Consider the following 24,567-nt stretch of genomic DNA (forward strand, 5'->3'; position numbering starts at 1 on the left):
TTGCCTCATTGATTGTGCGTGGTTCTGGCCATCTGGCACAAAAGCTGGCGCTTCTGAGCGGGTGTTGGCGCAAATTTGCGCAATTTCGGCCGCTGTGACGAAAGCTGGCCCCGGCGGCGCGCTCAGCCGTCGATGACCTTGGTCTGGCCGGGGTTCAGGATCTGGATGACACCGCCCCAGGCGCACATCAGCTTGGCGGCGCTGTCGAGGGCGGGCATGCCCTTGAGGAGCACCTTGGTGCTCCCCGGGATCCAGGTGCCGGCGGGGACGGGGACGCAGGGCATGGGGGTGAGGACGCCGAGGGCGGCGGCGGTCGCCGCGGCGACGGTGGGGTTCGCCAGGGAGGAGCAGGCGCCGAAGGGGAGGACGTTGAGCACCGGGGCGCAGTCCGAGATGTTGGCGGCGGGCAGGGTGGCCATGGCCTGGTGGACGGGGAGGGCCATCAGCGTGGCGGGGGCCATGCCGAAGCTGCACATCGTGGTGGCTCCCGCGCAGACTTGAACGGCCATGGCGGGGGAGGATAGGGGAGGGGGGCGATGAAAGGCCAGATTTCGAGCGGGCCGGCTCCCTCCGGATCACACGGGATCACGAAACACGCCGTAGAGGCCGTGCTTGCCGTCCTCATAGGCGTCCATGGCCTCCCACCTCTTCAGATTGAACCACGGTTTGCCCGCGTCCTTGATATTATCGATGTTGCGGAGGATGGCGTCCGTGTCGATGGCTTTGGTCTCCAGCGATGCGCCGAAGACGCCCACGCCCATCCCGCTTTCGAAGACGTCGTTGAAGAGGACATCGGCGAGCGCGTTCAGGAGGAAATTGCCGCCGTGTAGCGAGGGAGGAGGCCCGCCCGAGTTGCATCCCAGGAGGAAGACATAGAACCTGTTGTGCTTCCCCTCGGTGCAGGCGATCGGCTTCAGGCGCTCGAATACGCCAGGCCAGTGCTGCCGGGAGAGACCACTGATCTTTATCTCCGACCTGTGGAGCTGCAGCGCCTTGTAGGTGGCGGCGTCGTTCGGGCCGAAACCGAGATCGTCAGCAACATCGAGGTTGCCCTGGCCCAGGTTGTGTGAGCTCTCGTTCGCATGTCCGGTGATGATCAGGGTGCTCAGGCGACGGTTGCCGCCGTACAGCCCCTCGAGCTTGTCGAGCAGATCGTCGACGCTCGCCACCTCATCCCAGCTCTTGCCCTTGCCATTGCGGTAGAGCTTCTCGAGGAGCGCAACCTCCTTGTTGAGCGCCCGATCGATGCCCACCTTGCCCTCGATCCTCTCGCCGTACTCCTTCCACAGCCTCCTACCGCCCTGTCCTCGGAGCTCGGCGGCGTTCTCCTTCGCCCATCTGCAGTACGCGGCCAGGGAATCGACCGCGATGAACGTTGAACCTCCGGATTGCTCGGCGCGCTGCACGGCGCCGGCGACCGGTCGTCGCGCGGCCACGGCCGCCGCCCCGCCGGTGACCGGGTGCGGCGGCCTCGCCGGCTTCGCGGGCGCCGCCTTCTTCTGCACGACGGTCGCCGGGTGCGGCGGCCTCGCCGGCTTCGCGGGCGCCGCCTTCTTCTGCACGACGGTCGCCGGGTGCGGCGGCCTCGCCGGCTTCGCGGGCGCCGCCTTCTTTTGCGCCACGGTGGCCGGGTGCGGCGGCCTCGAGCTCTTCGCGGGCGCCGCCTTCTTCTGCGCCACGGTGGCCGGGTGCGGCGGCCTCGAGCTCTTCGCGGGCGCCGCCTTCTTCTGCGCCACGGTGGCAGGGTGCGGCGGCTTCGTCTGGGCTCGCGCCATCTCGGCTCCTCCGGTCTTCAGGTCTCGTCGTCCAGCGTCTCGTACATCACCCTCGGCCCCGGCGCCGCCCCGCCCTCGGGGACCGGCACCCGCGCCGCGCGCAGCACGTCGAGTGCGAACGTCGAGCACTGGCGCTTGTCCAGGCTGTATCGGTATCGCCCCGACTCGTACTCCGCGATCTTCGCCATCGCCGCCCGCGCCTGCTCCCCGGTGATCGCGTAGTCCCGCGTCTTCACCCCTGGCCTGTCGAAGGCGCCTTTGTCGTCGTGCACCACGCCCTCGACGCCCCTCCTGAGCCGCCCCAGGTCCCGCTGCGGATCGTAGCTCGAATACCGGGCCGGCGAGAACCCGAACGCCCGCCGCTCCCCGCTCGGCTCCTCGATCGCCACGAAGCTGTGTCCCGCCACCGGCTCGGGCAGCTCTCTGTCGTGCATGTAGGCGCCCACCAGCAGCCGATAACCCCCCTTCGCCTGCGCCCCGCCGCTCTTCGCCTGCGCCCCCGCTGTCCCTCCCGCCCCGCCGGGCGCCGGCCCCGACGACCCGGGCCCGATCTTCCCCTGCGCCGCCGCCTTCCCGTGCCGGTCCGCCTCGGCCTCCAGCTCGAAATCCTGCACCACCGCCACGCCGTCGCCGAAGGGGTTGGCGACCCGCCCCTCCCGCTGCTGCACGACGTGCGTGAGCTCGTGGCCGAGGAGCTCCTGGCCATAGTGCGTGTGCGGCTGGTAATGCTCCGGCGCAAAGTAGAGATCAGAGCCGAGCGTGAAGGCGAGCGCCCCGATCGAGGAGGCCTCGGGGCCGACGTGGACCCGCACGTCGGAGAAATCGGCTCCAAAATAGCGTTCCATGCGGAGCTGCACCGAGGGCGGGAGCTTCTGCCCGGCCTTCGCCGGCCCCTCCAGAAAGCCGGTGGGCGGCTGGAACGCGTGGACGTCCGCCTCCTTGCGCTGCGCCGCCCCGGCGGCCCGGGGCGCCGCGCCGAAGGGCGCCCGCGGCTGGGCGACGGTGGCGGGGTGCGGCGGCCTCGGCGCGAAGCTGAGCCCGGGGCGGGGCTGAGCGACGGTGGCGGGGTGCGGGGGCCGCTGCCGTGGGTCCATGGCGGCGCGCGGCTGCGCGGCGGTGGCCGGGTGCGGCGGCAGCACCGTGCGGGCGAAGCGCTGGACCGCGGTGCCCGCAGGCACGCGGCGCTCGGGGAAGAAGGCCTGGATGACGCGGGGGGGCGCAGCGGGACGCATGGCCGATGACGAGCAGGGTATCACCCCTGCCCGCGGAGGCTCCAGAAGCTTGCCGAAGAACCCGGCTCCGCGCGCACGGCGCTCCACCGAGGGCCTGGGGTGTTGCAGCTGGGATCGCGGTCCTGCCGGGGGTCGATTTGCGGTCACGTTTCGCCGCTTATGTTTCCCGGGACGGCATTACGTGCAACCGCACGAGTGGTGCGCACAAAATCAGCTGTTTCGGCGGATTTCTCGCTGGCACCACCCACCGGTATCGATACGTTATGCGGCGCGAGCGCCCCGCCGCGGCCGGTCGGCTATCGGTAGCTCGTGTGCACCAGCCCCCTCTGGCCACGGCGTCCACCGCCCATAGAGCCCCGCATGCCGACGCTCGAGCACAATGGCATTGTCGAGATGTTCCGCGAGAACCCCGAGCTCGCGCCCCATTTCGGCGGTGTATTTTCAGATCATCTACGACGCGCTGCGCGAGCCCATGAAGCGGGCTCTGGAGGCACTGGTCATGGAGCGGCAGACCCAAGGCAAGGCGACGTTCCCCCCGTTCGCGCAAAAGATCTTCGAGCGCGGTATCAGCGAGGGCTTCCGTGACGGCGAGCGGAAGGGCTTCCACGACGGGGAGCTCAAGGGGAAGCGCGACGTGCTGCTCCGGCTCCTCGCGCGGGCGGGGATCGCGCTCTCGGACGAGCAGCGCGACCGCATCCTGGCGTGTGAGGACGGCGCCACCCTGGATCGGTGGGCGGAGAACGTTCTGGGGGCGAAGACCGCTGCCGACGTGCTCCCCTGAGGCAATCTTGCGCCCGCCGGCCGTCCCGGTCGCGGTGTCGGCACCGCTGACGCAGGGGCGGGATCCAGCCCTGATCGCAACCTGCGCCGCCGAGGCGCTCCGCTGAGCCCCAGGCGGGGTAGCCCGCTCGGCCGCACCCGCTCGGCCGCACCCGGCACAATGTTGCCATCCATCAGAAGCCGCCGTTACGTTCCCGCCCCTGGAACTCCCCGCCGCCCTCCGCTCCCTCGAGCTCTCCCGCGAGGACGACGTCCCCGAGCTCGCCTGGCTCGCCGCGAGCCACGACGATCCCCCCGCCTTCTGGTCCGCCCTCGCCGATCACGCCCGCCGCGTCGGCCCCGCCCCGCGCAGCCGCCCCGGCCACGCCTACGACCTCTACCACGACGCCATCGGCCGCCACGCCGGCGCCGGCCGCGCGGCCTTCATCGCCTATCAGCGCCGCGCCGGGTGGCAATCGCTCTCCTATCCGGATCTCGCCGCCCGCGCCTCCGCCTGCGCCCGGCGCTGGGCCGCCGCCGGCGTCGCCCCCGGCGCCGCCGTCGCCCTCGTCCTTCCCCTCGGCATCCCCTGGCTCATCGCCTTCGGCGCCGCCCTCCGCCTCGGCCTCGTCGTCTCCTTCCTCGCCCCCGCCGGCGAGCGCGCCCTGCTCCGCCGCCTGAAGGCGCTGGATCCCGCCCACGTCGTCGTCGATCCCGCCGCCCCGCCGCCCATCGGGTCCTTCGCCGAGCGCGCCCTGCCGCTCGCCGGCGACGGCCCGCCGCACGCCGCGCCGCCGCATGCCTATGCGCCCGACGAGCCCTGCGCGCGCCTCTTCTCGCCCCTGCGCGTGCCCCTCGCCGAGCCGGTGGACCTGCCCGCGAGCGCCGCGTGGCAGCGCGCCCTCCACGACGCCGTTGTCGCGTATCGCCTTGGCCCCGGCGACGCCCTCGCGCTCCCCGGTTTCCACCCCCAGCAGCATCACCCCGCGGCGATCCTCGCGACCCTGCTCGCGGGCGCCACCTTCGTGCACCTCACGCCCGCCGACGTCCTCTCGCGCCCGGCCCTCCTGCAAGAGCAGCCCATCACCACCCTCGGCATCACCCCGGCGCTCTGCGAGGCGCTGCGCAAGGCGCCGATCGCGCGGCCGCCGAAGCTGCGCCAGTGGGTGCGGAGCGTCGACGAGCCGCTCGACTGGGTGGCCTGGAACGATCTCGTCAAGAAGAACGACCTCGCCGGCGTGCCCTCCACGAATCTCCTCGTCGACGCCGCCGCCGGCGGCGCCGTGCTCTTCTCCACGCGGCGCCCCGGCAGCGTCCAGGCCCTCGCGCTGCCGGCGGCCGGGCAGCCCTACGCCCTCTTCGACGCGACCGGGAGCGGCGAGCCCGCAGCCGGGGGCGCAGGCATCTTCGTGCCGATGCCCGACGGCGATCCGAAGAAGGACGGGTGGTTCGTGCTCGCGCGGCGCGGCACGGAGTTCCTGTGGGGCGGCACGCTCGTCCCCCGCCGCGCCGGGCGGGCCTTCCCGGCCGCGGAGCTCGCGGAGCGGGTCTCGGAGGTGCCCGGCATCCTGGGCGCCTGCGTGGTGCCCATCCCCACCGGAGACCCGGGGGCGCGCTGGGCCTTCGTCCTCCTCGCGTTCGCGGGCGCGCTGCCGGACGGCACCCCCGCGCGCGCCGCGCTCTCCGATGCCATCGAAGCCGCCATCCGCGAGGACCTCGGCGAGGATTTCCTCCCCGATCGCGTCACCGTGCTCCCCCTCTACCCCCGCATGCAGGGCCGGAAAGTGGACGCCGCGTGGTGCCAGCGGCAATACTCGTCGGGCTTCCTGGCGGCGAAGGCGCAGCACCCCGTATTCCGCCGCCTCGCCGGGCTGCGGGGCCTGGTCCTCGGGGCCTGAGCGCGGGCCGCCGCACGGATCCGCTGCATGATCGATATCGCCCTCGCCTCGCGCGCGCTCGACGGCCCCGGTCAGGACATGGCCGAGTCGGCCGTCGACGCGCTGGTGCGCCTCGTCCAGACGGGCGAACATCAGGAGGCGGCGAGGCAGGCGAAGAAGGCGCTCGCGGCGGGGGGGACCGACGTCCGGGCGATCGCCGCGCTCCTCCTCGGCGTCTTCGGGGAGCGGGGACCGGCGGCGCTCCCGGGAATGCTGGACGTCCTGACGGACGCGACCGGGCGGCGCTGGGAGGCGCTCCGGCCCGCGGCGCGGCGGGATCGGGCGGTGGACTCCGCGCTCTGCCTGCTGTTCCGGAGCGTGAAGGCGAGCATCGATTTCCACGAGAGCGCGCGCGACGCCACCTGGCGCGCATGGGTGGAGCAGGTGGAGCGCGATCTGGCGCGCGCCTGCCTGGAGGCCGCCGCCGCCTTCGAGGCCGCCGCCGCCGAGCGGATCGCGTCCCCGCGCTGCATCGTGGAGCTCGCCGGCCTGAAGACGCGCATCGAGCTCTGCCTGCAGAGAATGCCCCAGCGCGAGCCCCCGCCGGAGCCGGTCGCCGCCCCGGAAGCGGGCGCGGATGCGGCCGCGAAGGATGTGGATGCGGACGCAGGCGCGGCGCCTCCTGCCGCCGGGATCGAGCCGAGCGAGCCCGCGCCGCAGGCGCCGGGGGCGCGGATGATCCAGGTCTCGCCGGCGCTGGAGCGGTTCATTCGCAAGCTCGAGGCGTTCGCCGGGCTCGTCGAGCAGGGCGAGATGGGCAAGGCCGCGATCGTGGCCCGGGACATCAAGGCCGCGGTGGACGACTTCGATCCGCGCGTCTACCTGCCCGCGCTGCTCGCGCCCCATTTCCGCCTGCTCAGCACGCATATCGAGGCGATCGCGCCGCACTGGGCCGCGGCGGACAGCCCGGCGTGGGAGGCGCTGGAGCAGCTCTATCAGGTCGATCTCGACGCCTTCCTCGAGCATTGAGCGACGCGATGACCGCCGCCCGGGAGCGCCCCGACGAGGATCCCGCCGAGGAGGACGGCCCCGCGGCGCTCGAGGCGGCCATCCGCCGGCGCGCGAGCGCGCTCGACGCGCCGGCGCTGATCGCGCTGCTCCGGGAGAAGCTCCCCGACCACGCCATCCGGTTCCGCTGCCACCCGTCGCTCTCCACCCGCTCCGCGATCGTGCACGACGTCGAGATCGCGCCCGATCACGTGGTGGTGACCCTGAACCTCGGGCTCCGGAGCAGCACAAGCCCGCTGCCCTCGTATTTCCTGGAGCTGCTCGCGCACCCGCGCGCCGGCCCGGCGCTGGAGGGCGTCCTTGCGATACTCGACGATCGCCTGCTCCGCGACCGCGTGGACGCCCTCCTGCCCGAGCGCTCCGAGCGGCTCTTCCCCCGCGCGGCGGACGTGCGCCGCGACGCGTTCGCGCTGGCGCGGCCGGCCTCGCCGCTCGCGCTCCACTGGCTGCTCGAGAAGGTCTACCCCGAGCTCGGGGTGAGCGTGCGCCGCGCGCCCGTGCGGCGCGGCATGCCGGCGCAGGATCCGCGCCTCGGACAGGCGGTGCTCGGCTTCGCGGCGCTCGGGGGCGAGGCGGAGATCACGGCGCCCGGGCTCGATGCGATCCTCGTCGCCGAGGAGTCCACCACCTGGAGCGGCGCGCCCTGGGCCGCGGAGGCGCGGCGCCGCCTCGATGCGCGCGTCCTGCCCGCGCTCGGCGATACGGGCCTTCACCTCCGCGTCCTCCTGCTCGATCGCCAGGCCGATGGCCGGCTCGATCTGGTGGGCGCGTCCCACCTTGGATTCGAGCCGATCGTGCGGGCGCGCCCGCCCAAGGCGACCCTCCTGTTCGAGGGGCGGGTCCCGCCCACGTGACCTGAAAGTTGGTCCGCCGAGGATGGGCGTGTGAGCCTATGCATCGTTCCGGGGGGCCATGGCGTTGCGCAGAGAGCGCCCCTGAGCGTCCACTGTGCCGAGCGAAGAAGGAGGACGGCGTTGAGCAAGCCGATCCAGGAGCAGATCTTTAAGTCCCGCCTGACAATTACCTACCGGACCGACATCACCGGGACGGTGCAGCAGGAGAACCTGCCCTATCGCCTGCTCGTCCTCGGAGAGTTCGCCGGTCGATCCCTCCGCCGAGGGAACCTGCTCCCCGACCTGGGGACGCGGGGCGTCCGCACGATCAAGCGCGGCACCACGGTGAACGATCACCTGCGCGAGGTGATCCCGATCTGGCGGATCCCGGAGGGGGACGAGGGGCTGCGGCCGCTCCGGAGCGCCATCCCCGGGCAGATCCACTTCGACAAGGTGACGTGCCTCATCCCCCTGACCGCGCTCGACAAGCCCGGGGAGACGGCCTTCAGCCTGAGCGGGTCGGCGCACTTCCGGAGCGCGGAGGGCGACAACGGGATGACCGAGATCACCGGCGATGTCCGGGTCCACGGCTCCCTCACGGTGACCATCGCCGATCGCACGGCGACGGCCAAGGGCGCCAAGATCGACCTGACGGGCGCCGTCACCGGGACCTACGTCGATCCGGCGACGAACAAGGTCGTCGGGATCCTCACCGGGTTCCTGGAGATGCGGGACATCTCGCTCGACGACAAGCGGGTGACGATCTCGCCGGTGGAGGAGGGCGATGAGGACGGCGCCGCGGCAGCCGCCGGGGACCGGAAGGTGAAGGCCTTCGCGGTCAAAGTCGAAGGATCGCAGCCTGGCCACGCGGAGCGGACGATCCCGTTCACCTCCGTCGATTCGTTCGCTCCGGACGCGGTCGCCACGAGCATTCCCGAGGTGTACCGCCTGCGCGTGCTCAAGCAGCTCCTCCTGGACCTGCAATCGGGGCTCAGGAACCGACCCCAACTGCGCAAGCGGCTGAAGGACATGCTCCCCGCTTATGGCGAGACCACGAAGGCGATCGAGGCGAAGCTCGCGGGGTTCCGCGAGCTCAAGGCCTGGGCGGGCGAGAGCTTCCCGCTGCTCCAGATCGAGCCTTCCGCCGTCGCGCCCCCGGTGGGCGGAGGCGGCGCCCCGGTGGGCGGAGGCGGCGCCCCGGTGGGCGGAGGCGGCGCCCCGGTGGGCGGAGGCGGCGCCCCGGTGGGCGGAGGCGGCGCGGATGGCACCTGAGCACCGGTCCCTTGTGAGAGCGCTCGGCAAGACGAGGCGGGAGAATCAGCGATGGCTCTGACGGACAAAGCGAAAGAGTTGCAAGAGCGCCTCCTCGAGACGCTCGGAGAGACGCCCGGAGATCTCTACAAGAACGGAGATCCCGGCGGCAGTCCCAAGGCGATCATCAGCCTGGCGAGCAAGCCCGCGGCGGCCGTCGCCGCCCCCGCGGCGGCCGCCGCCCCCGGGGCGCTGCTGTCCTCCGGCGCGGGCGCGTCGGCCGGCGTGGCCGCGCCGCTCCATTTCGACGATCGCAGCACGGAGCTCAACGAGGGGGCGCGCTTCATGAATGCGCTCGCGGTGCTCCTCGTGAACAGCGACGACATCAACCGTGACCTGAAGAGCTTCAGCGATATCCTCGACACCATCGGCCGGCTCACCGCGGAGATCGACAAGAAGGTCGCCGGTTACCTGGATCTCGTCTACCACGACGACGACTTCCAGGCGCTGGAGGCCGCGTGGCGCGGGCTCGACGACCTCGCGTCGAGCGTGAACGAAGAGGACGTGACCATCGACTTCCTCGACGCGAGCAAGGAGGAGCTCTTCAACGACCTCGTCGACCACAAGTCCGACATCTTCGGCGGGGAGCTCTTCAGGAAGGTCTACATCGAGGAGTACGATCGCTACGGCGGCAAGCCGTTCGCGTCGATGATCGGCCTCTACGAGTTCAACTCCTCGGACGAGGACGTCGAGTGGCTCAGCGCCATGAGCAAGGTCGCGAACGCGAGCCACTGCCCCTTCGTGTCCGCGGTGCACCCGACGTTCTTCCAGCCCAGCAAGACGATGGAGGAGGTCGCCCAGATCGGGGATCTCGACGCGGTGCTCGCGCACCCGAGGTTCGGGAAATGGCAGGCGCTCCGCGACACCGACGCGGCGGCCTACCTCGCCCTCACGCTGCCGCGCTACCTGCTTCGCCACCCCTGGGCGAACGGCGCGTCGATCCAGCGGGGCAACCAGATCGGGTTCGGCGAGACCGTCCACCCCGGCCGCACCGACGACGCGAGCCACTTCCTCTGGGGCAACTCGGCGATCCTCTTCGCCAAGAACATGGTGCGCTCCTACGAGCGGAGCGGGTGGGCGCAGCACATCCGCGGCCCGAAGGGAGGCGGCATCGTCGAGGGGCTCACGGTCCACACGTATACAAAGAACGGTTACGAGGAGATCCAGCCCCCGGTCGAGATCGCCATCCCCGATTACCGCGAGCTCCAGTTCGCGAAGAACGGCTTCGTCCCGCTCGTGCACAAGAAGAACGAGGCCACCGCCACGTTCTTCAGCTCCCAGTCGATCAAGAAGCCGCGCCTCTTCGTCGAGGACCTGAACACAAAGAACGCGCACCTGGTGACGAACCTGGCGTATACCTTCTCGGTCACCCGCATCGCCCACTTCGTCAAGCGGATGATGCGCGAGTACATCGGGAGCACCGCCGACGGGCCGTACATCCAGCGGGTCCTCGAGGGCTGGCTCGGCCAGTACGTCACCACGATCACGAACCCCGACGACCTGACGCTGCTCTATTACCCGTTCAAGGCGGTCGCGGTCGAGGTCGAGCCGAAGCCGGGCCCCTTCGGCTGGTACAAGGCGACGCTGTCCGTGCTGCCGCACGTCCAGTTCGAGGGGATGGACGTGGAGCTGCGCCTCGAGGCGGCCCTCGGCGGGCCCTGAGGCCACGAGTCCACGAGGACGAGCTCCCCCACGCGCGAGAAAGGATGAGCGGCCATGCCGACGTTTCGTAGAACCCTCGATATCTACCAGGGATACAATTACAAGAAGGACAAGCAGACGCCGGTCGGCTTCATCACGAAGCTCAAGCTCGGTGACACTGCCCTCACGGCGGACCAGACTTGCAAGGACCCGACCAACCCGACGACGGATCTGAAGGTGGTCGCCGTGCTGTCCGACATCCAGTGGGAGACGGGCGTCACCGACGCGATCTATTTCGCCGGCCAGGTCTCGATCACCAACAAGCAGAGCCTCCTCACGCTTGTCTACACGTCGATGACCAACGTCCTCGCGGAGTTCCAGTTCTCCGTCTATGACTACGACCCGCTGGCGAAGAAGTATTTCCTCTGCTTCCACAGCAACAACACGGACATGAAGGGCATCCTCGAGAAGAACGGGGACGAGCTCAACCTGGCCGTGGCCGACGACGCCTCGACCCAGGTGCAATCGCCCGAGAACTACGCCGCCACAACGGGCATCAAGCCGCAGCCCACGGCGCAGGCGCTCCAGGTCGCGGTCGGCGACGGCAAGAACTTCGCCAAGGCCTGGGGCCTCACGGTCGGCTGAACGGCCGCCGGGAGCACGATGGCCGCCTCCACCCTGGCTCGTCCGACGTGGCGGATCGGGCAGATCCTCCTGCCCGAGCACTTCGCCGGCCTCGAGGCGGCGCTCGCCGCCGAGACGGCGCTGCGCGCGGGGCTCAGCGCGCCGGCCTACGGCGTGGCCCGGCTGGCGTGGAACGGCGACGATCCGACGGACGGCGTCCTCTGGGTCACCGCCCTCACCGCGGTGCTGCCGGAGGGCGCGCTCATCGACGTGCCGGGCAACGCCAGGATGCGCGCGCCGCTCGACCTCAAGGAGGCCGGGCGGCGCGAGGTGGAGGTCTTCGCCCACGTCCTCGACCCCGAGGCCGACGGCGGCGAGGGCGAGCCGCCGATGGAGCTGCCCTCGCCGCGGGAGATCCCGCGGGTGTTCCACGTCATCGAGCTCTCCACCGAGCGCGCCGCGCTGGGCGCCCGCGGCCGCGTCCCCCTCGGCCGCTTCGTCCTGCAGCGCGGCGCGTTCCGCCTCGACGAGGCCTCGGCGCCGCCGCTCCTGCGCCTCGACACCACCCCTTACCTCACCCGCGCCCTCGCGTCGCTCCGCGGCGATCTCGCCGGTCTGGAGAGCGCGCTCGACGCGCGGGCGCTCGACGCGCTGGGCCGCGGCGAGTCGCTCGGGCCGGTGCAGCGCGTGCGGCTGGAGGCGCGCAAGCTCGCCGCGCTGCTCGCGGACATCGAGCGCGGCGTCCCGCTCCACCCCTACGCCGTGTTCTCGGCGCTGCGCGCGTTCTCGCTCGACGTCTACCTGCTCGACGAGCACGCCTCGCCGTGGCGGCCGCCGGCCTACGATCACGACGCGCCGGCGCGCTGCTTCGGCGAGGTGCTCGCGCATCTCGGGCGCCGGACGGCGGCGCCGCAGCCGTCCTCGCCGGCCGTCGCCTTCCTCCCGGACAACGGCCGCCTCGTCGCCGCCGAGCTGCCCGACGAGGCGCTCTCGGCGCCCGAGGTCTACGTGGCCGTGCTCAAGGCGCGCGCGGCCGATCAGGTGCCGCTCGACGGCGTGCGGCTGGCCAGCCCGACCCGGCTGCGGATCGTGCGCGAGCACGCGCTCCGCGGCCTGCGGCTCGCGCCCACGTCGAGCCCGCCCTTCCGGCACGGCTTCGGCGGGGCGGTCGACTTCTACCGGGTGGTCGGCGGCGCGGCCGGCGAGGAGGGCGGCGAGTGGGCGCACGCGGCCCGCGAGCGCGCCCTCGCGTTCCACCCGCCGCCGCACCTCGAGGGCCACCAGGTCGTCCTCTGCTGGAGGCGGCCGTGATCGCGCTATCCTGTCAACGCTCGGGGGCTGCGCGGGGACAGGCCCGGACCCACCCGGCCACGGAGGCGCTGGATCGTGTCGTTCTTCGGGAAGCTTTCCGGCAATCCGGACGAGCGCGCGCTCGAGAGCATCGCGCGGAACCTCGAGGCGGTGCTCAACGCGAAGCGCGGGCACGCCGGCGCCGTGGAGGTCTTCGGGATCGGGGGCTACGACGGGATCCACGCCACGAAGCCGTTCATCGGCGCGCTCTCCCAGGAGATGCTCGAGCAGGTCAAGCGCCACGAGCCGCGGCTCACCGAGCCCCAGCTCACCCTGATCGGGCGGGATCGCGCGCTCTGGGTGCGCTTCCGGCTCAGCGGGCGCTGCCAGGGCGAGGCCTGCTCGTTCGCGATCCTCTTCCACAGCGTCTTCCGCAGCGTCCGGGTGCTGCCGGCGGCGTAGGGCCGAAGGGAGGGGCGCGGTCGTGAGGGAGCGCCTCCAGATCTCGCTCACCCTCACGCTGGCGGGGACGGCGCACGAGATCCCCGGCGGCGACGTGCGCGGCCTCGGGATCGAGATGCACGCCTGGGGCGTGGAGGGCTGGGTGGAGTTCGTCGTGCAGGCCGACGACGGCCGGCAGGGGAAATACGCCGACGCGATCCTCGAGGATTTCCAGAAGCCCGACCTCGCCGAGGTCTCGCTCTCCCTCCAGGCGGGGCACCTCGAGACCGACACCGAGCCGTCCGACGCGGTCCTGAAGACGGGCGGCGTGGTGCTGGAGCGGGCGCTGCGCGAGGAGGTCCACCAGCCCGAGGGCGAGGCGGCCGACGCGCTCTCCCGGTACTACCGGGTGAGCTTCGCCGATCCGGCGCGCGCGCTGTGGCGCCAGCACTTCCCCTGCGAGCTCACCACGAACAAGTCGTTCAAGGACGTCATCGAGGCCCACAAGGGCGCGAAGGCGACGCTGACCTACGACTTCGACCCGATCACGACCGCGGAGCCGCTGCTCTTCTTCCACCTCGACCCGGCCGGGGGGAGCAGCTTCTACGATCTCGTCCTCTGGTACGTGCGGCACCGGATGGGCGTGTTCACCTTCGATCACGCGGCGCGGGCGTACTCGATCAAGGCGGCCAAGGACACGAGCGGCGCGGCCGCCGAGCTGCCCGCCGAGGACCTCGCGCGGCTCACCTCGGTCTTCCCCGCGATCCCGCGGCACAAGCCGCGCGTGCGCTGCTCGTACACGGAGTCGCCGCGCACCGAGGTGGGCGAGAACGCGAACGCGGCCGCGGGGGTGTTCCGCGACGCGCTGATCCGCACGCCGATCGCCGCGGAGGTGGACGGCCGGGTGGCGCTCGAGAAGGCGCGGCCGCTCCTGCCGGGGCGGGAGGTCGAGGTGGTGTTCCGCCGCTTCCCCACCGTGCAGGTGGCGCCGGGCAGCCTCGTGTCGATCTCGGCGACCGGCGGGCACAGCGCCGCGCTCCTCCTCGCCGCGGATCCATTTCGCGTCCACCGGCTCTCGATCGAGGCGCGCGCCGTCGACGAGGGGCCGGAGCAGGGCTACGGCGAGCCGTCGACGGCGTTCGAGCTCTCGATGTCGGCCCACCTCGAGGCCAAGGCCGAGCCCGCGCTCCGGCTGCCGCCCATCGTGGAGCCGCGCTTCCCCGGGTACCTCGAGGGCAAGGTGGTGAGCACGGTCGGCGAGGACGCCCAGATCACCTACCAGTTCGCGACGGACTCGAGCACCTCGGTCGAGCGCTACACGATCAAGATCCCCCTCTTCGAGGACCAGGAGATCACCGCGCCCTACGAGCCCACCTCCGGCTCGGGGACGCTCTACCTGCCGCTCTACAAGGGCGAGCGGGTCCTCTGCGCGCTCGATTTCACCCGGGCGCGCGTCCTGACGCTGCTCGACTGGCGCGCTGACGCCAGGGCCCCCGCGGACGGGCAGGGGCAGCACCTGTTCCTGGGCAAGTCGGCCACGAACAGCACGTCGGTGCTCCACGATTACAAGGACGAGAAGCCCGTGCTCCGCGTCCTGCGCACGAACGACAAGGACACCGTCCTCCTCCAGCTCGAGGAGGGCAAGCTCACCCTCAAGGTCGAGGAGAAGCAGGGCTAGCCGCGATGGGGACCCTCGTCTGCACCATCGAGATGGACAAGGCCGCGGGGCTCACCGTCACCATCACCAACGCCGACGCCAAGATCACGCAGACCCTCAAGATGGACGGCACGAAGATCGAGCTGAAGGTCGCGGGCGATCAGGCGACGAGCATCATCCAGCAGGTGGCCGAGAAGATCACCATCACCTGCAAGCAGTTCGAGGTGAAGGCGGAGGAGACGATCGATCTCTCCTCGGGCAAGGCGTCCACGTGGAAGAGCGGCGACACGCTCACCGCGCAGAGCGCGAAGGACATGACGCTCACGTCGGACGCGAACGTGAGCGTCTCCGGGCAGAAGATCGCGGCCGAGGGGCAGACCGAGGTGAGCCTGAGCGGCGCGTCGACGAGCACGCTCTCCCTCGCGAGCGCGGGCGCGACGGTCGCCTCGGGGGGGAAGCTCGAGCTGTCGCAGGCGCAGGCCTCGATGTCGGGGGTGCAGGTGCAGGTGAAGGCGGACGGGATGATGTCGCTGGAGTCGTCCGGGATCGCCACGCTGAAGGGCAGCCTGACCAACGTGCAGGGCAGCCTGATCAACCTGGGCTGAGGAGGGAGCATGAGCGCGAACAGCGAGCGGCTCTCTGCGATGTTCCTGGCGGAGCTCCAGGCGCTCGACGCCTTCGCGGCCCGGCGCGAGGCGGAGGGGGGCCTCCTGCCCGGGCGCGACGACCCCGACGTCCGCCGGATCCTCGAGGCGATGGCGTTCTTCTCGGCGCGGACGCGCGCCGCCGCCGCCGCCGCGACCCGCGCGGCGGTGCGGCGCATCGCCGCAGGCACCCTCGACGATCTCCTCGCGACGTCGCCCGCGGCGATGATGGTGCAGGCGGCGCCGGACGGCGGCCTGATCGAGCCCTCGGGGCTGCCCGCCGGCACGCTCCTCCGCGTCTCCACGCCGGAGGGCAAGGCCGGCATCTTCTCCACCGCGCGGCCGCTCGCGGTGCTGCCGCTCGAGATCGAGGGCGCGGCCCTCGTCGAGGTGCGGCGCCGGCTGCGCCTCACCCTCCGGCTGCGCGCGCTCCGGCCGATCAAGGGCGCGGTGGAGCTCCCGATCTACGTGCGGCGCCTCAACGACTACCGCGCCTCGCTCGCGCTGCACGACGCGCTCGAGCAGCACGCGGCGCGGGCGTTCGCCGTGGCCGACGGCGACGGGCGCGAGGCGCCGTGCCGGATCGCCTTCGGCGCGGAGCCGCCGCGGCGGCTCGTCGACGAGGCCGGCGAGCCGGGCGCGCTCGCGCGGATCCGCGGGTTCTTCCACCTGCCGGAGCAGGATCTGTTCGTCCACGTCGCGGTGCCGGCGGCGCCCACGCCGTGGAGCGCGCTCGCGATCCACCTCGATCTCGACGAGGCGTTCCCGTCGGACATGGTCGTGCCGCGCGACGCGTTCCACCTCTTCGTCGTGCCCGCCGTGAACGCCTGGACCGATCTCTCCGCGCCCGTCCTCTGCGACGGCACCCGGGACGGCTACCCGGTGCAGAGCCCGAGCGCGGTTCTCGAGGCCGTCGAGCTCACGGGCGTGCGGGGGGTCTACCGGAGCGACGACCGGGGGCTCTCGCCGATCCTGCCCGCCGCGCTCGCCTGCGGCGGCGACACCCACGAGCTCGAGGAGGACGAGGAGGGCGGCCCGCCGCGGCTCCGCCTGCAGATCGCCGGCGCGTTCGAGCGGCCCGCGAAGGTGCAGGTGGACGCGCGGTGGTCTCAGCCCGGCCTCTGGTCCTCGGCGGTGGGCCGGCTCGCGATCGTGCCGCAGACGCGGCACTTGCCGGCGATCTCCTTCCGCGCGCTCGGGCCGCTGCGCCGCCCCGAGGAGAGCCCGCTCGCGCGCGATCCCGCGCGCTGCCTCGACGTGCTCTCGCTGCGGATGCGGCCTTCGCTCTCGCAGCGGGACCTGATGGGCGTGCTGGAGATCCTCGGCACGGGCGCCGACGGGCCTTACCGGGGCGCGCACGCGCTCGTGGACTCCCTCGAGGTCGCCGAGGCGGCCGATCCGGCGCGGCGCGCGGGCGGCGTCCGGCGCGTCTACCGCCTCGCGCTGCGGCGGCGCGGCCCGGAGGACGCGCCGCTCCTGCGGCGGCTCGCGGCGCAGGTGGTCGAGCTGCTCGACGCATGGACCGAGGAGCCGGTGGACGTCGAGATCGACGCGCGCGGGGACGCGCCCCGGCGGGCGCTCCCGGCCGGCGGGGGGCGGGCGTGACCCCGCGGATCTGGGCGGAGATCGTCGCGGCCCACCAGGACGCCGAGCGCCTCATCGCCGCGGCGTTCGGGGACCGGGCGGCGCGGCCGGATCTCGAGGCGCTGCGCGCGCGCCTGCGCCGCCGCCTCGACGAGCTGCTCGCGGCGCTCTCGCCTCCGGCCAGCGAGGAGGACGCCGTCTCCGCCCTGGTGCCGCTCGTGCTCCTCCTCGACGAGCGGGTCGAGGGCCGGCTCACCCGGCTCGACCCGGAGGAGCCGCCCGCGTGGCCGGCGCTCCAGCGCGACCTGTTCCCGGCGGGCGACGGCGGCGACGTGTTCTACGAGCAGGCGGCGGCCCTGCTGCGCCTGGCCGCGCCGCCGGCGCTCGTGGTCGGCGCCTACCTCTTCTGCCTCAGGGCCGGCTTCGAGGGTCGCCTCGTCGACGCACCGGCCCAGATCCCGCGCTGGAAGGAGCGCCTCGCCGCGAGGCTCCCGCCGGCTGCGCCCCTCGTGGCCGAGGCGGCGCAGGCCGCGTCGCGGAAGGCGAGGCCGCGCTGGCACCACGTGGCGGCCGTGGTCGGCGCCCTGCTCGCGCTGCAGCTCGTCCTCTTGGCCATCACGCGCGGGTTGTGATGCAGTGGCCGCCGTGGCGGCCGATCCCGAGAGCAAGCACCCCACGTCGCCGGTGCTCGCGCGCTGGCGCGAGACGGCGTCGCGCCCGGGTGCGCTGCCGCGCGGTCCGCGGCCCCGGGTCCAGGCTCCGCGCGAGCTGCCCGCCGCGCCGCCCGCGGATCCGGTCGACGTGGAGGGCTGCGCCGCGCCGAGCGAGCCTGCGCCCCGGGACCTCGCCGTCGCCGCGCCGAGCGAGCCTGCGCCCCGGGACCCCGTCGTCGCCGCGCCGAGCGAGGCTGCGCCCCGGGACCCCGTCGCGCTCTTCGCCGAGATCGAGGAGGCGATCGCCGCGGCGGCGCCGCCGGCGTTCGTCGCGGTCGCGCGCGCGGCGCTGGATCCCCTCCGCGCCGCCCTGAGTGCGCCCGATGCGGAGCGCGATCCAGCGGCGCTGCTCCCGGCCTTCGAGCAGGCCGAGGACATCCTCGAGGCGCTCCTCCTCCTTCCGGCGCGGCCCCCGCCCCCCGTGGAGAGCTGATGCGACCGGCGAGCGCGGCACCGCCGGGCCGCGCGGAGAGCGCGCTGCCGTGAGCCTCTGGATGATCGTCGCGCTCGCGGTGGTCGGGGTCGCGCTGGTGATCCTCGCCGTGGTCCTGCTCGTCCGGCAGCGTCGCCGCGCGCCGAAGGCGCCGAGCGCGCCCTCGCTCGGCGCGGCGTGGTCGCGCTTCGTGCGCGGCCTGCCGGCGAGCGCCCGGCGCGATCCGGTCGTCGTGGTCCTCGGCGAGCGGCTCGCGGGCAAGTCGCGGCTCGTCCTCGCCGCCCTCGAGCAGGGCGGCAGCCCCGCGCTGGGGGGGCCGGACGCGCCCGAGGATCCGCGGCTCACCCCCTTCGCCGGCCGGCAGCTGCTCGTGCAGGAGATCTCCGGCGACCTCCTCGAGGACACGCGCGCCGAGGCCCGGGACGCCCTGCGCGAGCTCTGGGAGCCCCTCTCGCTGGAGGTGCCGCTCGTGGTGGTCGTGCTCGACGCGGGCGCGCCCTCGTGGTCGCCGGCCGGGCTGCGGCGGCTGGGTGCGCTCGCGCGCGCCAAGGTCGACCTGCTCACCGCGCTGCGCGGCACGCCGCCGCGGGTGCGCGTGTGCCTGACGCACCTCGACGGGGCGGCGGAGGGCTTCCGCGAGCTCGCGCCGATCGCCCGCGACGCCGGCCACACGGCGGAGCTGGTCCCCGCCGGCCGCAGCGCGTCCGAGCTCTCCGCCGCGGTCGCGCCGCTCGGGACCTACGTCTCCCCGGCGCTCGCGGCGCTGTCCACCGAGGCGCTGGGCCGGGTGACGCGGTTCCTCACCGCGTCCGGCCCCGGCCTGCTCGGCGCGCTCGCGCCGTTCCTCGAGGCGCTGCTCGGCGGCCGCGGCGCCGCCGCCGCCCCGACGCTCGAGGGCATCGTGCTGGCGGGGCTGCCGGACGGGGAGGGCGGCGCCGCGGTCCTCGGCGATCCGCTCGCGTTCGACGGCGCGCTTGTCGATCGGGACGCGCGCGCGTTCGACCGCCGGCGGGCGCGGACCGCGGTCCTGGCCGTTGTCGCGGGGGCGGCGCTGCTCCTCGGCGTCTACGGCTGGCACCTCCACCTGCTCGGGCGCGCGGGCGACGCGGTGGATCAGCTGGCGAGGGCCGTGGAGGACGCGAGGCGCGCGCCGCCGAGGAGCTGGCCTGGGAACGCGAGGGCCCGCGAGGCCGAGGCCGCCGCGGCCGACGCGCTCTCCTCCGCGCTCGGGCCGCTCTGGCCCCCGCTGCGCGTCGCGTTCCCGTCCGACAAGCAGGACCTAGTCGAGCGCTTCCTGACGAGCCTCCGCGAGCTCTACCTCCTTCCCCCCGCGCGTGGCGGCGAGCGCGGCCGGCGCATCTATGCCCTCTCGCTGCTCTACGCCTCCAGGGACAACGCGCTCGGCGAGCGCATCCGGCGCGCGCCCGACGCCTGGGCCGCGGCGCTCGAGATCCCGGCGCGGATCGCGCTCGACCACATCGAGCGCAGCGAGCGTCCCTGGTCCGGCAGCGTGGAGCCGCCGTCGGGCGGCGAGGCCGAGGTCTCGCTGGCGGACTGGGAGGGCTGGCTCGGCGCGCTCGACGAGGCGCTGCGGCGGGAGACCCTCGACCAGGACGGGCTCGACGCGCTGCAGAAGCAGGGCGCCGCGCTGTCCGAGTCGATCGGCGGCGCGGTCGAGGTGGACGGGCTGGACGCCGTGATCGAGGAGCTCAGGGCCGTGCGCGGCGACGAGGAGGTCGACGCGCTGCTCGGGTCGGTGGCGGCCCGGCGGCGGGAGCCGCGGTGGGTGAGCGAGAACCGCGAGGCGCTGGAGGGGCTCCTCGCGATGGTGGGGCAGGGGAGCCTCGCCGTGCCCTCGGCGAAGGGCAAGAGCCTGCGCGAGGCGCTGAAGGATCTGGCGGTCGTCGGGGGCGACGCCGGCGTGAAGGACGCCGCCCACGCGATCGTCGTCGACGGCCGCGCCACGCGCACCTACCAGACAAGGGCCTTCTCGGATCTGCTCCGCTCGAGCCGGTCGGGCCTGTACGTGCGGGCCTTCGTCGACGACGTGGGCGCCGCGGGGCGGTCGCTCTTCTTCGCGCGGACCTCGGACTACCCTGCGGTCGGCCTGGGCGACACGCGCCAGCGCGGGCCCACCCGGAGCCTTCCGGGGACGTTCACGGCGCGGGCCGTGGACGCCGAGATCAAGCCGCCGCTGCTCGCGTTCGACGCCGCGCTCGAGGGCGCGCGCGTGCCCCGCGACGGGCGGGCCGCGTTCACCCGGCTCGTCGCCGACGGCATCGCGCGCCACGCGTCCGAGCACCGGGCGGCGCTGTGGGCGTACGTCTCGAGCTTCCGGCTCGACGTGACCTCCGCCGCGGGCCTCCGCGCCGATCTGGAGGCGATGATCGGCCCGGCCTCCTGGTTCACGGACTTCTGGGTGACGGTGGCGGAGAACGCGCGTGTGGAGCCCGAGGGCAACGTCTACCTCCAGGTGCTCGCGGACGCGCTCGCCGCGTTCCGGCCGATCGTCGAGGTGATGGCGGGCGACAAGGGGAAGTACCCGGCGCTCGACGCGTACTACGCGGCGATCTCGCCGATGGTGCCCTCGCTCGACGACGGCGCGCCGGCGGCGCCGGGTCCGGCCGACGCGCCGCTCGCGGATCGGCTGCCGCCGATCGGGAAGCTCGGGCTTGCGATCCTCGACGTCGACAAGCCGGCGCCGCTGCAGCAGGTGACCGCGTGGCTGGACGGGGCGCGCATCCACGAGAAGGCGCAGCGCGAGCCGTTCCTTTCCCCCGTGGCGCTGGCCTACGGGATGGCGCTCCAGCGGGTGGAGCGGACGATCGAGGCGGCGTGGCGGGAGCAGATGCGGCCGCAGGTGGCGCCGCTGCTCGTGCGGTTCCCGCTGGATCCGCGGGGTGAGGTGGAGGTGTCGCCGGACGATCTGCTGGCGGCGGTGGGGCCGAAGGGCACGTTCCGGTCGGGGGTGGATCTGATCCTGGGCCCTGTGTGCCGCAAGGGGAGCGCGGCCGGGTGCACGCCGAAGGCGCCGGCCGGGTCCCGCGCGGTGCGGGTGCCGGGCGAGGCGGTGGAGCTGGCGACCTGGGCGGAGAAGCTCTCGGCGGCGCTGTGGGACGACGGGGGCAACCCCAGGGCGATCGCGCTCCAGGTGCGGCCGCAGGTGCTTCCGGAGGTGCAGTACGGGGCGGGGATCGGGGTGACGCGATCGTTCCTGCGCTCGGGCGAGACGACGGTCTACGGGTTCAACCAGGCGCCGGCGTGGCGGGCGCTGGCGGTGACGTGGTGGACGTCGAGCGCGGCGAGCGCCGGGATGGAGCAGACCCTGGTCGGGGCCAGCGACACGCGGGCGCAGACGATCGAGATCAGCGGCTCTGCGTGGCGGTTCTACCGGCTGCTCTGCCGCGCGGCGGCGGGATCGGAGGGGGTGGTGACCTGGCCGTTCGATCCGCCGGTCTCGTTCGACATGCAGCCTGCCCCGTGGGCGCTCGTTGTGCCGCCGGGGAACCGGGGGCGGCGTTGCGTGAGCGCGGTGGCGGCGGACTAGCGGGCGATCCCGCGCGATGGCTGCGGGATCCGTCACGTCCGGAAGAACCCTCCGGGGCTGGCGAAGGGGTCGTCGACCCGTGGAGGAACCCTCCGGGGTTGGCGAAGGGGTCGTCGACCCGTGGAGGAACCCTCCGGGGTTGGCGAAGGGGTCGTCGACCCGTGGAGGAACCCTCCGGGGTTGGCGAAGGAGGTCGTCGACCTGTCGGGGCAGGCCCCGGGGGTTCCGGGATCGGGTCGCCGAGGTGTCGGTACAACCCGATCGGGTTCTTTCCAGGGGTCGGCGACCTCTCTCGACAGACCGGAAGGGTTCCGTGAGGACCTCTCCGGCGCCGAGGCGACAGTACCAGCGGCAGAAACGTCTACTATTTCAATGGGTTCCGGCTGACGCCTGGCCGAGTCGTCTTCCGGCGTGGCCCAACGCGGGCCCAACGAATAGGCGTTTTCGGGACTGCGCCTGAGCAGCAGCGGCGGCGAGGTCCCGGCGCAGTCCCGCAAACGCCTAGAACACCAATCAATCATGTTGAAACCCGGAGAATTTTCACAGGGAGGCGAGGAGGCGGGGAGGAAGAAAAAAAGAATCTCTCCCTCTCGCCGTGTCTCGCTCCCCGCCTCCTCGCCTCCCTGTGAAATTTCTGCTTTTTTTCGGGGCTTCAACCCGTTTGTCGCTCTAGTACTACAGCCGCACCTCGACATCGATCTGGTTGGACCCAGGATCCGGCCATGGATCCGGGGGCAAGCGAGCTGCCAGCAGCGGCCGCGTGGGACGCGTTGGCAGCAGATTTTGAGGCCTTTCACGCGCGATTTGCGGCGCTGTTCGCGCGCAGCGAGCCGCGCGAGCAGGCGATCAAGTACGTGCGCTCGCTGATGGGTCCGGCAGCGCGGCGGAACGGTTGGCAGCTGGCCGAGGCCATCGGGGACCCGACGCCCGATCGCGTGCAGCGGCTGCTGTACAGTGCGGACTGGAGCGCGGATGCGGCGCGCGATCTCCTGATGGACTTCACGATCGAGCAGTTCGGCGATCCGCAGGGCATCGGCGTACTGGACGAAACGGGCTTCCTCAAGAAAGGCACCAAGTCCGTCGGCGTGGCGCGGCAATACAGCGGGACGGCAGGCAAGATCGAGAACTGCCAGATCGGTGTGTTCCTCAGCTACAATGGCCCACGTGGACATGTGATCCTTGATCGTCGTCTTTACTTGCCAGAAGCGTGGTGCAGCGATCCGGAGCGGAGGCAGGACGCTCACGTTCCGGAGGATGTCGCGTTCCAGACCAAGCCGCAGCTGGCGATGCAGATGCTGCATGGCGCCTGGCAGCGAGGTGTACCGATGGCGTGGGTCGCCGGCGATGAAGTCTACGGGGACGACCCCGTGCTTCGCGACGGCATCGCCGCGCAGGGCCATCGGTATGTTCTCGCGGTCGTCTCGAGCACGCCGGTGTGGCCCGAGCGACCCGAGGTCGCGGAACCCCCTACCGAACGCGAACACCCTCGTGGTCCGCTCCGCACGCGCCCTCGTCTTGCACCGGGCGCGCCACACGCCTCCACCGTGGCAAAGGTGGCGGCGCAGTGGTCGCCGCAGCAATGGCATCGCCTTGCCGTCCATCAGGGCGAGAAGGGACCCATCGAGTACGACTGGGCCCGCGCGCGCGTCGTCGACAGCCGTCGGCGCTTGCCGGCCGACGAGGTCTGGCTACTGGCCCGCCGCTCTGTTTCGAAGCCGTCGGACGTGGCCTACTACCTGTCCAACGCCGAAGCCGACACGCCGCTGACAACGCTCGCGCACGTGGCCTCCACGCGTTACACGATCGAGCAGTGCTTCGAGGAGGCGAAGGATGACGTCGGCCTCGACCACTACGAGGTCCGCTCATGGCCGAGCTGGCATCGGTACATCACGCTCGGGATGATGGCCCTTGCGTGGTTGGCTTTCGTACGCGCGAAGCTTCCCGCGGAAGGCGCCTTCCCGTACGCCCCGGCGATGAACCCCGAGCTCGTGCCCAAAGCGGCGCGCCCGGGGCCGGGGAAGAAGGCCAAGTCCATGCGGGAGACGGCGCTTGACGCGTCGGGGGAAAAAAGCCTGCCGCGCCCGAAGAAAGCGACGGTCCGCCGACGCTGGCGCCCTGGAGCATTCCCGAAGTCCGTCGCCTGATGGAGCTGGTGCTTCCGCTGCCCGCCCATTCGCCCGAGTTCCGCTGGGCATGGTCGAGGTGGCGACGCCGAAAACGCGCCCAGGCTCGCGCCTGTTGCTACCGGCGCCGCCGCACCCGGCCGCTTGCCCGAGCCCGGGCTCCCTAACCGCGGCTGTAGTACTAGCCTCCGGCAGCTGATCCGCCCGCGTGGCCGTTGTCGCTGCAGCCGAGGCTGAGAGCGGCGCAGAGGCCCAATCCGCCCCAGCTCGGTCGCAGCCAGCGAGAGTGATGGTGAATGCGATCGTAGCCCACGGAGCCAACACTGGACGACACGGGTGCTCTCCTCGGTTGACATCCGATTCGACGCGAGGTCATTCCCGGCTCTTGCGCTGGGGATTCACCCAGGGCGAGGTGCACATCACGCAATCATCGCCGTAGAAATAGCTCTTCCCACCGGTGTCGTTGTAGATCCAGTAACGGAGCCAAGCCACGATCGCTGGCCGTTGGACGCCTCCCACGTCGCGCGTGATGTACCCATGATCCGCGCCCATCACCGTCGCCAGGAACGTCTGGGCCTGGGACATGTCGCAAGGCAAAAGAAGCTCCGGAGCGCCGGATGTGAACGGTCACATCGGCGGCGTCAATCAAAAACTGGCGGGCGGCGATCGTCGGCGAGCGCGAGGTTCGCGTCTGGCGAGGAACGGAGCTGAGCGCGGCCTTGCGCCACTCGACGAGCTGCCCCTCGTGCAGCCCCTCGCGGCGGAGAAACTCGCCGAGCTCCCGCTCGGAGTGCGCGGCCGCCTCCGTCACCGCGCGCAGCTTCTGCTCCGGAGTCCGGTCCTCGGGGCAGCGAGCGGCGGCAGAGGGTGAAGGTGCGAAGCCGCGAACGTCGTCGGTCACGGGATGGCGGCGCACTTCGATGCATGGGTCAAGTCGCTGATATAGCGTCGCTTTTTCATGGGGGTGTGCCAGATCGCAGCGACGAATGCGCGGCCGTTCGGGGCAAGGTCCCGC

20 protein-coding genes and 1 pseudogene are annotated in these 24,567 nt (G+C 72.4%); 17 read left to right on the forward strand and 4 right to left on the reverse strand.

Going from position 1 to position 24,567, the window contains the following annotated elements; translation table 11 throughout:
* Positions 1 to 122: 122 nt before the first annotated feature.
* From WMF36_RS16690 to WMF36_RS16700, 3 genes are all read right to left on the reverse strand, one after another.
* Complete coding sequence (locus tag WMF36_RS16690) at positions 123 to 509, reverse strand: DUF4280 domain-containing protein (RefSeq protein WP_437491805.1); 387 nt, start codon at positions 507 to 509, stop codon at positions 123 to 125.
* 66 nt (positions 510 to 575) lie between these two features.
* Positions 576 to 1,775, reverse strand: coding sequence for a hypothetical protein (locus WMF36_RS16695; RefSeq protein WP_437580597.1), 1,200 nt, complete (start codon positions 1,773 to 1,775; stop codon positions 576 to 578).
* A 17-nt stretch (positions 1,776 to 1,792) separates the two neighbouring features.
* The gene (locus tag WMF36_RS16700; protein WP_437580598.1) at positions 1,793 to 3,007 is read right to left on the reverse strand and encodes an eCIS core domain-containing protein; all 1,215 of its coding nucleotides are present in this window, start codon (positions 3,005 to 3,007) and stop codon (positions 1,793 to 1,795) included.
* A gap of 433 nt (positions 3,008 to 3,440) precedes the next feature.
* Between WMF36_RS16700 and WMF36_RS16705 the strand changes: the two genes are divergently transcribed.
* The 17 genes and pseudogenes from WMF36_RS16705 (at position 3,441) to WMF36_RS16785 (ending at position 23,573) form a co-directional block, all read left to right on the forward strand.
* Positions 3,441 to 3,788 (forward strand): hypothetical protein, encoded by a 348-nt coding sequence (locus WMF36_RS16705; RefSeq protein WP_437580599.1) that lies wholly within the window; start codon positions 3,441 to 3,443, stop codon positions 3,786 to 3,788.
* Between the two features lie 424 nt (positions 3,789 to 4,212).
* Positions 4,213 to 4,416: pseudogene (locus tag WMF36_RS16710) on the forward strand (AMP-binding protein); the annotation flags it as partial.
* 198 nt (positions 4,417 to 4,614) lie between these two features.
* Complete coding sequence (locus WMF36_RS16715; protein WP_437580600.1) at positions 4,615 to 5,664, forward strand: hypothetical protein; 1,050 nt, start codon at positions 4,615 to 4,617, stop codon at positions 5,662 to 5,664.
* 27 nt (positions 5,665 to 5,691) lie between these two features.
* Positions 5,692 to 6,672: a type VI secretion system protein IglI family protein gene (locus WMF36_RS16720; RefSeq protein ID WP_437580601.1), complete on the forward strand. Its 981-nt coding sequence runs from the start codon at positions 5,692 to 5,694 to the stop codon at positions 6,670 to 6,672.
* Positions 6,673 to 6,680: 8 nt separating this feature from the next.
* On the forward strand, positions 6,681 to 7,565 hold the full coding sequence (locus WMF36_RS16725) for a hypothetical protein (protein ID WP_437580602.1): 885 nt from the start codon (positions 6,681 to 6,683) through the stop codon (positions 7,563 to 7,565).
* A 120-nt stretch (positions 7,566 to 7,685) separates the two neighbouring features.
* The gene (locus WMF36_RS16730; protein WP_437580603.1) at positions 7,686 to 8,816 is read left to right on the forward strand and encodes a type VI secretion system contractile sheath small subunit; all 1,131 of its coding nucleotides are present in this window, start codon (positions 7,686 to 7,688) and stop codon (positions 8,814 to 8,816) included.
* 78 nt (positions 8,817 to 8,894) lie between these two features.
* Positions 8,895 to 10,517, forward strand: a complete 1,623-nt coding sequence (tssC, locus tag WMF36_RS16735) for a type VI secretion system contractile sheath large subunit (RefSeq protein ID WP_437580604.1) — start codon at positions 8,895 to 8,897, stop codon at positions 10,515 to 10,517.
* A gap of 54 nt (positions 10,518 to 10,571) precedes the next feature.
* Positions 10,572 to 11,141, forward strand: coding sequence for a hypothetical protein (locus tag WMF36_RS16740; protein ID WP_437580605.1), 570 nt, complete (start codon positions 10,572 to 10,574; stop codon positions 11,139 to 11,141).
* An 18-nt stretch (positions 11,142 to 11,159) separates the two neighbouring features.
* Positions 11,160 to 12,431, forward strand: coding sequence for a type VI secretion system baseplate subunit TssK (gene tssK, locus WMF36_RS16745; RefSeq protein ID WP_437580606.1), 1,272 nt, complete (start codon positions 11,160 to 11,162; stop codon positions 12,429 to 12,431).
* Between the two features lie 75 nt (positions 12,432 to 12,506).
* Positions 12,507 to 12,872, forward strand: a complete 366-nt coding sequence (locus WMF36_RS16750) for a GPW/gp25 family protein (protein WP_437491832.1) — start codon at positions 12,507 to 12,509, stop codon at positions 12,870 to 12,872.
* Positions 12,873 to 12,894: 22 nt separating this feature from the next.
* Entirely contained in the window at positions 12,895 to 14,529 is a 1,635-nt protein-coding gene (locus WMF36_RS16755; RefSeq protein WP_437580607.1) for a hypothetical protein, read from the forward strand.
* 5 nt (positions 14,530 to 14,534) lie between these two features.
* Positions 14,535 to 15,113: a hypothetical protein gene (locus WMF36_RS16760; RefSeq protein WP_437580608.1), complete on the forward strand. Its 579-nt coding sequence runs from the start codon at positions 14,535 to 14,537 to the stop codon at positions 15,111 to 15,113.
* Positions 15,114 to 15,122: 9 nt separating this feature from the next.
* A complete protein-coding gene (locus WMF36_RS16765; RefSeq protein ID WP_437580609.1) occupies positions 15,123 to 16,757 on the forward strand; it encodes a type VI secretion system baseplate subunit TssF in 1,635 nt (544 codons plus the stop codon).
* Complete coding sequence (locus WMF36_RS16770; protein ID WP_437580610.1) at positions 16,754 to 17,368, forward strand: DotU family type IV/VI secretion system protein; 615 nt, start codon at positions 16,754 to 16,756, stop codon at positions 17,366 to 17,368. Before WMF36_RS16765 ends, WMF36_RS16770 begins: the two co-directional genes overlap by 4 nt.
* A gap of 13 nt (positions 17,369 to 17,381) precedes the next feature.
* Positions 17,382 to 17,882: a hypothetical protein gene (locus WMF36_RS16775; RefSeq protein ID WP_437580611.1), complete on the forward strand. Its 501-nt coding sequence runs from the start codon at positions 17,382 to 17,384 to the stop codon at positions 17,880 to 17,882.
* 49 nt (positions 17,883 to 17,931) lie between these two features.
* Positions 17,932 to 21,429 (forward strand): hypothetical protein, encoded by a 3,498-nt coding sequence (locus tag WMF36_RS16780; protein WP_437580612.1) that lies wholly within the window; start codon positions 17,932 to 17,934, stop codon positions 21,427 to 21,429.
* Positions 21,430 to 22,151: 722 nt separating this feature from the next.
* Positions 22,152 to 23,573: an IS701 family transposase gene (locus WMF36_RS16785; RefSeq protein ID WP_437575267.1), complete on the forward strand. Its 1,422-nt coding sequence runs from the start codon at positions 22,152 to 22,154 to the stop codon at positions 23,571 to 23,573.
* Positions 23,574 to 23,924: 351 nt separating this feature from the next.
* Here WMF36_RS16785 and WMF36_RS16790 read toward each other — a convergent pair whose 3' ends face one another.
* The gene (locus tag WMF36_RS16790) at positions 23,925 to 24,149 is read right to left on the reverse strand and encodes a hypothetical protein (RefSeq protein WP_437580613.1); all 225 of its coding nucleotides are present in this window, start codon (positions 24,147 to 24,149) and stop codon (positions 23,925 to 23,927) included.
* Positions 24,150 to 24,567: the final 418 nt, after the last annotated feature.

The sequence above is a fragment of the Sorangium sp. So ce887 genome, from assembly GCF_051521455.1.
In the GTDB taxonomy this organism is placed as follows: domain Bacteria; phylum Myxococcota_A; class Polyangia; order Polyangiales; family Polyangiaceae; genus Sorangium.

What these genes read in the sequence shown, in the direction of transcription:
- WMF36_RS16690 (WP_437491805.1), bottom strand. Translation starts at nt 509, where the DNA reads ATGGCCGTTCAAGTCTGCGCGGGAGCCACCACGATGTGCAGCTTCGGC.
- WMF36_RS16695 (WP_437580597.1), bottom strand. Translation starts at nt 1,775, where the DNA reads ATGGCGCGAGCCCAGACGAAGCCGCCGCACCCTGCCACCGTGGCGCAG.
- WMF36_RS16700 (WP_437580598.1), bottom strand. Translation starts at nt 3,007, where the DNA reads ATGCGTCCCGCTGCGCCCCCCCGCGTCATCCAGGCCTTCTTCCCCGAG.
- WMF36_RS16720 (WP_437580601.1), top strand. Translation starts at nt 5,692, where the DNA reads ATGATCGATATCGCCCTCGCCTCGCGCGCGCTCGACGGCCCCGGTCAG.
- WMF36_RS16725 (WP_437580602.1), top strand. Translation starts at nt 6,681, where the DNA reads ATGACCGCCGCCCGGGAGCGCCCCGACGAGGATCCCGCCGAGGAGGAC.
- WMF36_RS16740 (WP_437580605.1), top strand. Translation starts at nt 10,572, where the DNA reads ATGCCGACGTTTCGTAGAACCCTCGATATCTACCAGGGATACAATTAC.
- tssK (WP_437580606.1), top strand. Translation starts at nt 11,160, where the DNA reads ATGGCCGCCTCCACCCTGGCTCGTCCGACGTGGCGGATCGGGCAGATC.
- WMF36_RS16760 (WP_437580608.1), top strand. Translation starts at nt 14,535, where the DNA reads ATGGGGACCCTCGTCTGCACCATCGAGATGGACAAGGCCGCGGGGCTC.
- WMF36_RS16765 (WP_437580609.1), top strand. Translation starts at nt 15,123, where the DNA reads ATGAGCGCGAACAGCGAGCGGCTCTCTGCGATGTTCCTGGCGGAGCTC.
- WMF36_RS16785 (WP_437575267.1), top strand. Translation starts at nt 22,152, where the DNA reads ATGGATCCGGGGGCAAGCGAGCTGCCAGCAGCGGCCGCGTGGGACGCG.